Consider the following 6,922-nt stretch of genomic DNA (forward strand, 5'->3'; position numbering starts at 1 on the left):
TCATTACAGTTTTATCTGAATGACAATTATATTTATCCCCAGCATCACATGGGTGATTGAGTTATCAGAATTGTGTTATTAATAAGTATCGTTCATTAAGGTTGTATTTTAGCAAATAGTGCTATATTCGGATTTATCCTATAGTCCGGGTTTATGCATAAAAATCCTAATGAACTGGCGAATAATCCGATATAAAACGTCGGAATACTACGCTGTATCATGTTATTTATAGCCAATGTTAATTTACTCCTCAGGAGTTTATAACATTTCTAACGACTCACTGTTATTAACTGACATGGAACTCACAATGTGTTGGATTGACACATTTATTTACCAATGAAATATTTAGGGAAAAATAGCAGGGGTCATCGTTGATGAAGATAAAACCGCTACAGAGTGTTCGTTGCATAAGCTGTGAATTATCCTGTCAATTATTTCCGGATGCTGCGGTACGGGCACAGTACTGTCACCGTGCCGCCTTTGCAATCTGGCCAGAGGGAAATCGTTTTCTGAAAACAGGAATTATCGAAAAACTCCTGCTTAATAATCAGAACTATTTATCTCATGGGTTTATTTTTATTGATTTTTCATTCCCGAATTTGCGCCTGTTTGCTGATCCGCACTGGGTGGATCGCCTGACGCAAAGTGGTATGCATATCGTGCTGATATCTGACAGGATCCTGACGCCGCTAGCCAATTACTGGCTTGCAAAAAGTAATAAAATACAAGGTATTATTTATTCTGACGATGATGAGGATGTCCAGCACCAGAAAATCCGCCGACTGTTCACTGGCCATCTCGCCAATAGCAAACGCGGACGCTCACTAAACTACACGGAAATGATATTACTCAAGCGATTTGTTTCAGGTATTAGTATTCAGCAAATAACCAAGATAGACAATATAGATGTTAAAAGAATATATGTATATAAACTTCGGCTTGAAGATAAGCTCGGTCTAAGTATTCATAAAATTCTTTCTAATATTTTATAAATCTATTTTCATTTTATTATTTTCACATCATGGCGATGTGACGGACGCTCTACGCCCAAAAGCAGGAGGCTATTATGCTAAACCCCAGGAATTACTCACGTATTGCCATATCGGTATCAGCCGCGTTGGCCTCAATGATATTTTCAACCCATGCCGCCTGGGTTGACGTTGATAGTCTTCCTTCTAGCGGGCTGGTGAGCAGTCTACCCCCGGAATTGCAGGCTATAATCCCAGCTCAGGCAAATGCGAATTTCGCAAAAACCAGCGCCATGCCGAATTATGTTTATCAATGGAGTGCGGGCACTATTCCCGTTTATGGCAATGGATTAACGATTAATGGACCCGGCGCTGAAGCTTTTGAGCACTCTATTACCGTTATTCAGAACAGTACAACGGGTAGTCCGGGCGTTATTTTCGGTGACGACCTGACGATTCGCACGCAGTCGAAGAATGCCGCCAATAATGGTAAAGAAGTTGACGGTATCCGCACACACGGGGCCAATACGCCGGATAACCCGGTCTTTATCATCACCGGGGATCGTACCAGCATTTATGTCGACGGTCAGGATGGTGACGGTATTAACGCCGGTTACAACTCCTATAGTCAGGGGTGGAAAGGCTCGGCCAGCATTTACGTCGGCGACGATCTGTATATTCAAACCACCGGTTCCCAGGGACGTGGTATCACAGCAAACGCGATGAAAGACGTAACGGAGGCCAAAAATACCATTGTGGTCGGCGACCGGGCACACATTGTGACGACAGGTGACAGTTCAGAAGGTCTTCGCACCGGGCAGAGCGGTTCCTCGATCCTGCTTGGCAATGACGCCACCATCGAGACGTCGGGTGCTTCCTCCACTGGGATTTATGCCGCCTCATCGTCGAAAACGGAACTGGGCAATAACGCGACGATTACGGTCAACGGCGTTAGTGCACACGCGGTCTATTCCACCAACGCGACCGTGAATCTCGGCGAAAATGCAACAATCAACGTCAACAATTCGGCGAAAGCCGCGTCATACAGCAAAGCCCCGCGCGGCCTGTATGCAGCTTCACGCGGCGCGATAAACCTCGCAGGCGGTGCCGCCATTACCATGGCGGGCGACAACAGCAACGAAAGCTATGCCATCAGCACCGAAACGGGTGGCATTGTGGATGGTTCTGCTGGTGGACGTTTTCTTATCGACGGCGATATTCACGCCGCCGGCGCGACTGCCGCAACGAGCAGCCTGCCACAGCAAAACAGTACCATTAAGCTCAACATGACCGATAACTCGTTGTGGAGTGGGGCGTCATACATCACCAGCGCTACTGCCGGGACGGGCGTGATTTCGCTTAAAATGAGCGATGCAACCTGGAACATGACCAACAGCTCAACGCTTACTGACCTGACGCTGAACGGTGGAGCAGTCGTGAACTTTGGCCATGCTGACGGTGAGCCGTGGCAGACGCTTACTATTAATGAAGATTTCACCGGGAACGGCGGTAAGCTGGTTTTCAACACAGTTTTGAATGACGATACCTCTGAAACCGATAAGTTGAAGGTGCTTGGCAACACCACAGGCAATGCTTTTGTGGCAGTAAACAACATTGGTGGGGCCGGGGCGCAAACCGTTGAAGGTATTGAGATAATCGACGTTGCGGGCAATTCTGACGCTACCTTTGAGAAGGCGGGCCGTATTGTTGCTGGCGCATACGACTATAACGTGGTGCAGAAGGGTAACAACTGGTATCTGACCAGTTTTATTCCTGCTCCGCCGGAGCCGGAAGACCCGGACCCCGTCGATCCGCATGACCCTGATCCTGTTGACCCAGACCCGGTCGATCCTGTGGACCCGATTATTCCTGAACCGGAAGAACCTGTTGCACCTCCTGTTACAGAGCAGCAGTACCGCCCGGAAGCGGGTAGCTATCTGGCGAACAACTATGCCGCTAACACGCTGTTTATGACCCGACTGCACGATCGCCTGGGCGAAACACAGTACACCGACATGCTGACGGGCGAGAAAAAAGTCACCAGTTTGTGGCTGCGTAACGTTGGGGCGCATACCCGTTTCAAAGAGAGTAGCGGGCAGCTAAAAACCCAAAGTAACAGCTATGTGATGCAGTTGGGGGGTGACCTGGCACAGTGGAGTAGTGATGGTCTTGATCGCTGGCACATTGGCGCGATGGCCGGTTATGCCAACAGCCAGAGCCGTACGCAGTCCAGCCTGACCGGCTACTATTCGCGTGGTCAGGTTACTGGCTACAGTGTGGGACTGTACGGCACCTGGTATGCCAATGAGGCAGACAAGTCAGGTACCTATGTGGATACCTGGGCGCTGTACAACTGGTTTGATAACAAAGTGATGGGCCAGGAGCAGGCGACGGAGAAATATAAATCCAGCGGGATAACCGCTTCGGTCGAGGCCGGTTATAGCTTCAAGCTGGGCGAAAGTGAGCGCAATAGCTACTGGCTGCAACCAAAAGCGCAGGTGGTGTGGATGGACGTGCAGGCCGACAATCACCGCGAAGCGAACGGTACCCGCGTGAAGGACAATACTAATGGTAACCTGATGACCCGTCTGGGTGTGAAGGCCTATATCAACGGCCATAACGCCATCGATGACGGTAAATCTCGTGAGTTCCAGCCGTTCGTGGAAGCCAATTGGATCCATAATACGCAGACGACCAGTGTGAAAATGGACGATGTGAGCAGCGAGATGCGCGGTACCAGGAACATTGGTGAGCTGAAAGTGGGTGTTGAAGGCCAAATCACCCCGCGCCTCAACGTGTGGAGCAACGTGGCCCAACAGGTTGGTGACAAAGGCTACAGCGATACCCGCGGTATGCTGGGTGTGAAATATAACTTCTGACGTCATTGCTGATAAAAGAAAAAGCCGCTGATTAACCGATCGGCGGCTTTATTTTTTGCGCGAATTGTAGGCCGGATAAGCGCAAGCGCCATCCGGCACAAGGTGAACGTGTAAGTCACGCTTACTCGTTCATCCGCCGAAAGGAGCAATAAACTCCTGGATAGATTAGAAGTGGTAACTGATACCGGCCTGAACGCTGGCATCGTTATCTACATCACCCGTACCGAAGTACACTCCGGTGTTGAGTGAGAAATCTTTACCGATGGTGGTGTTGATACCAGCACCGAAGATCCCCATCGACATGTTGTTACCGTCGCTGTTGTGATAATCCGCTGCAGTAATATCGGTATTATCGCTGAACTCAGTCTGGTAACGGGCATCCACCCATGGGTACAGCTCGACGTTTTTGTTGAGGTCGGCCAGTTTTGTCGTAACGCGCATACCGACGCTGGTATTCCATTCGGAAACCTGGTTGTCGCCGAAGGTGACTTCCTGATCGGAGAAGCTGTTTTCATCGGCCTTATCCCAGCCCAGGGTAGCATATGGCTGAAGGACGGTATCGCCCGGTAGCAGTACGTTCACACCAGTACGAACCTGAGTGGTGTACAGGTTGCCGTCAGAAGAGCCGCTCAGCGCTTCGGTCATGCCGCTGGTGTTATCTTTGACGTTGCTGGCAGACATGTTGTAGCGCATATCGCCGTAGCTGAAGCTACCATCAACGAACATGCTCCACAGGTTGTCGTGCAACGCCTGCTGCCAGCCGCCGTATACGCTGTAGTAGTTGCCGTACACGGTATTGTTAAAGCTGTTTGAGCTGCCGTTGTTATTCTGGTCGCGACTGCGGGTCCAGGCCAGCGCGATACCTCCGGTCAAGCTGTCACCGTTTGCCATTCGAGACGTCCAGTCAACACCGCCCTGTACGCCCTGGGTGATGTCTTTGTAGTCGACGTCATCGCTGTAATCGCCATTCTGGTACAGGAAGTCGCCCCAGATCTGCGCGCCGTCTGCAACGTGGCCGTACAGGCTTTGCAGGTGTACCTGATCCAGACGGTTAGCCAGGTCGTCGGTCACCATGCGGCCCGCTTGTTTAGCAGCATCCAGACCGGCAATCGCGCCCTGTACGTCGCTGGCCAGTTCCCCACGAGAGCTGTCGAGCTGGACGTTATAGGCCGTTCCGGCAGGCGCGGTAAGACGGGCGCTCTTCAGCTGTGCTGCTTGCTCAATAGTCAGAGAGTTGTCGTAGTTGTACGCACCGCTACGGCTTTCGACCTGCTGTTTACCATTGCTGAACTGGGCTTCAACGGCACTGTCAGGATTATCAGCGTTACCAGAGGTGGTCGTGAAGGTCGCAATCGTCTCATCTTGCTGGCTTGCGCTGGACGGAGCAATACTGGTCACCGTCAGGCTGTCATTGGTGCCGTCAACTTCACCAAAATCAACATGGCTGTCAGAAGTCATATTGACCTGTACATTGCTGCCCGTGGTGTCTGACTGTAATGTAGAACCATTCTGAATATTCCAGGTGGTGCTATCGGTGCTAGTAATATCGATATTGTTGTTGTCTGTAGTATTGATGGTTTCGAAATTGCTAATTGTCCCGTTAATAGAACTGTCAGCATCCATAGAAAGAGTATCGGTACCTGCGCCACCGTCAACATCACCCGTCACTGTCGATTTGTTGGTTAATGTCACCGTATCATCACCCGCGCCGGTAGTGATGTTGCCGTTTACAGTGGAAGCGTTCAATTGAACGGTAGTGCTGTTTTCATCTGCGGAATTGATACTGCCATTCAGGATGCTACCATCCAGAGAGATCTGGGCTGTGGAGGCTGTGGAGTAATTATCACCAATAACAGCAATAGAACCGGTTACGGTACTATTATTTAGAGCAATATTGGAGGCCTGTGTCCCATAAACACCCATTGCAATGGTCTGTCCTTGAAGGGACGCATTAATCTCTGCTGCGTCTTTATTGCCTGCATAAACGCTGTCGGCATAGTTATTCTCTGCAGTACCTTCGAAGTAGCCCTGCAATGTACTATTGTTTGCATCAACAGTAACAGTACTGCCATCTACCGTAATGTTGTTGCGACCAGAAGTAGTATTATTGAACGCATAAATTGCACCGTTTACGGTACTGCCACCAGAGACATCAATAGTATTGTTCCCCCCGGTTACGCTATAAATGGCACCACCCAGCTGGCTACCGTTTTCTACCGCGATATCGTTTGAGCCTTCAGTTGAACCAGAGTCAGCGAAAATGGATGCGCCACCCATGTAGCTTTTATCGTTCTTAATATAATTAGCATCGTCGGCGTTGTTTTCACCCGCTAATGTTGAGTTATCAACGGTAATATTAACGTTTGTACTGACGTCGTGGCCACCGGCCTCAATCATATCGGCAGTCGTACCATTTTCTAGAGTAATATTTGCTGTTCCACCATCATATGCCTGAATGTAATAGCCGTCCATATTCGTACCATTGACTGTCAATGATTGAGTATCATTGTCACCCCGATGGCCGTTGCTATTTCTGGAGTTATCAGTCAGGTAAATATTAGTCTTACTTTGCCCTCCGGTCATGACTGCATCAGTGGTATCGCTGTTATAGTGATAACCCGATGTTGAATATTGAGTCAAACCACTAACCACAGGATCACTACCACTGCTGGCCATTGACGAATCAGCTAACGCATAACCAGAAATAGAGGTCAGGGATAAAATGATACATTGTGATAGCAAGGTACGACGAGACTTATGGCGCATTTGAAGCTCTCCAGGATAATTATTCTGATGAATAAATTGATAAAGGAGATAGTCTCGTAGTGAGTATGAATTGAGAATAGTCTTAACGATGCGATTTGAAACATTGTATTAACCCTTAATTAATTGATGTTCATCATAAAACAAACAAATTAAATTTAATTCTCAGCCATATACATTGATGAGGTAAATTGATGTGGCTGTTTTTTGAACAGCAAAGAGATTATTCATCATGCAAATAAATCAAAACTATCTGTAACTATAAAATGCATTAGAAATAACTCTTTTGATCAAAAAACATACCGTTTATAT

3 protein-coding genes are annotated in these 6,922 nt (G+C 48.5%); 2 read left to right on the forward strand and 1 reads right to left on the reverse strand.

The annotated features are described in order from the left end of the window. Nucleotides 1-374 precede the first annotated feature (374 nt). Both NNO02_RS22040 and misL read left to right on the forward strand, forming a co-directional pair. Complete coding sequence (locus tag NNO02_RS22040) at nt 375-992, forward strand: helix-turn-helix transcriptional regulator (protein WP_271455751.1); 618 nt, start codon at nt 375-377, stop codon at nt 990-992. A 74-nt stretch (nt 993-1,066) separates the two neighbouring features. Next, a complete protein-coding gene (gene misL, locus NNO02_RS22045) occupies nt 1,067-3,847 on the forward strand; it encodes an intestinal colonization autotransporter adhesin MisL (RefSeq protein ID WP_271455752.1) in 2,781 nt (926 codons plus the stop codon). A gap of 165 nt (nt 3,848-4,012) precedes the next feature. Here misL and NNO02_RS22050 read toward each other — a convergent pair whose 3' ends face one another. After that, nucleotides 4,013-6,613: an autotransporter domain-containing protein gene (locus NNO02_RS22050; protein WP_271450589.1), complete on the reverse strand. Its 2,601-nt coding sequence runs from the start codon at nt 6,611-6,613 to the stop codon at nt 4,013-4,015. Nucleotides 6,614-6,922 lie beyond the last annotated feature (309 nt).

Origin of the sequence: Citrobacter sp. Awk 2, assembly GCF_028069815.1 — a bacterium.
Lineage (GTDB): Bacteria > Pseudomonadota > Gammaproteobacteria > Enterobacterales > Enterobacteriaceae > Citrobacter.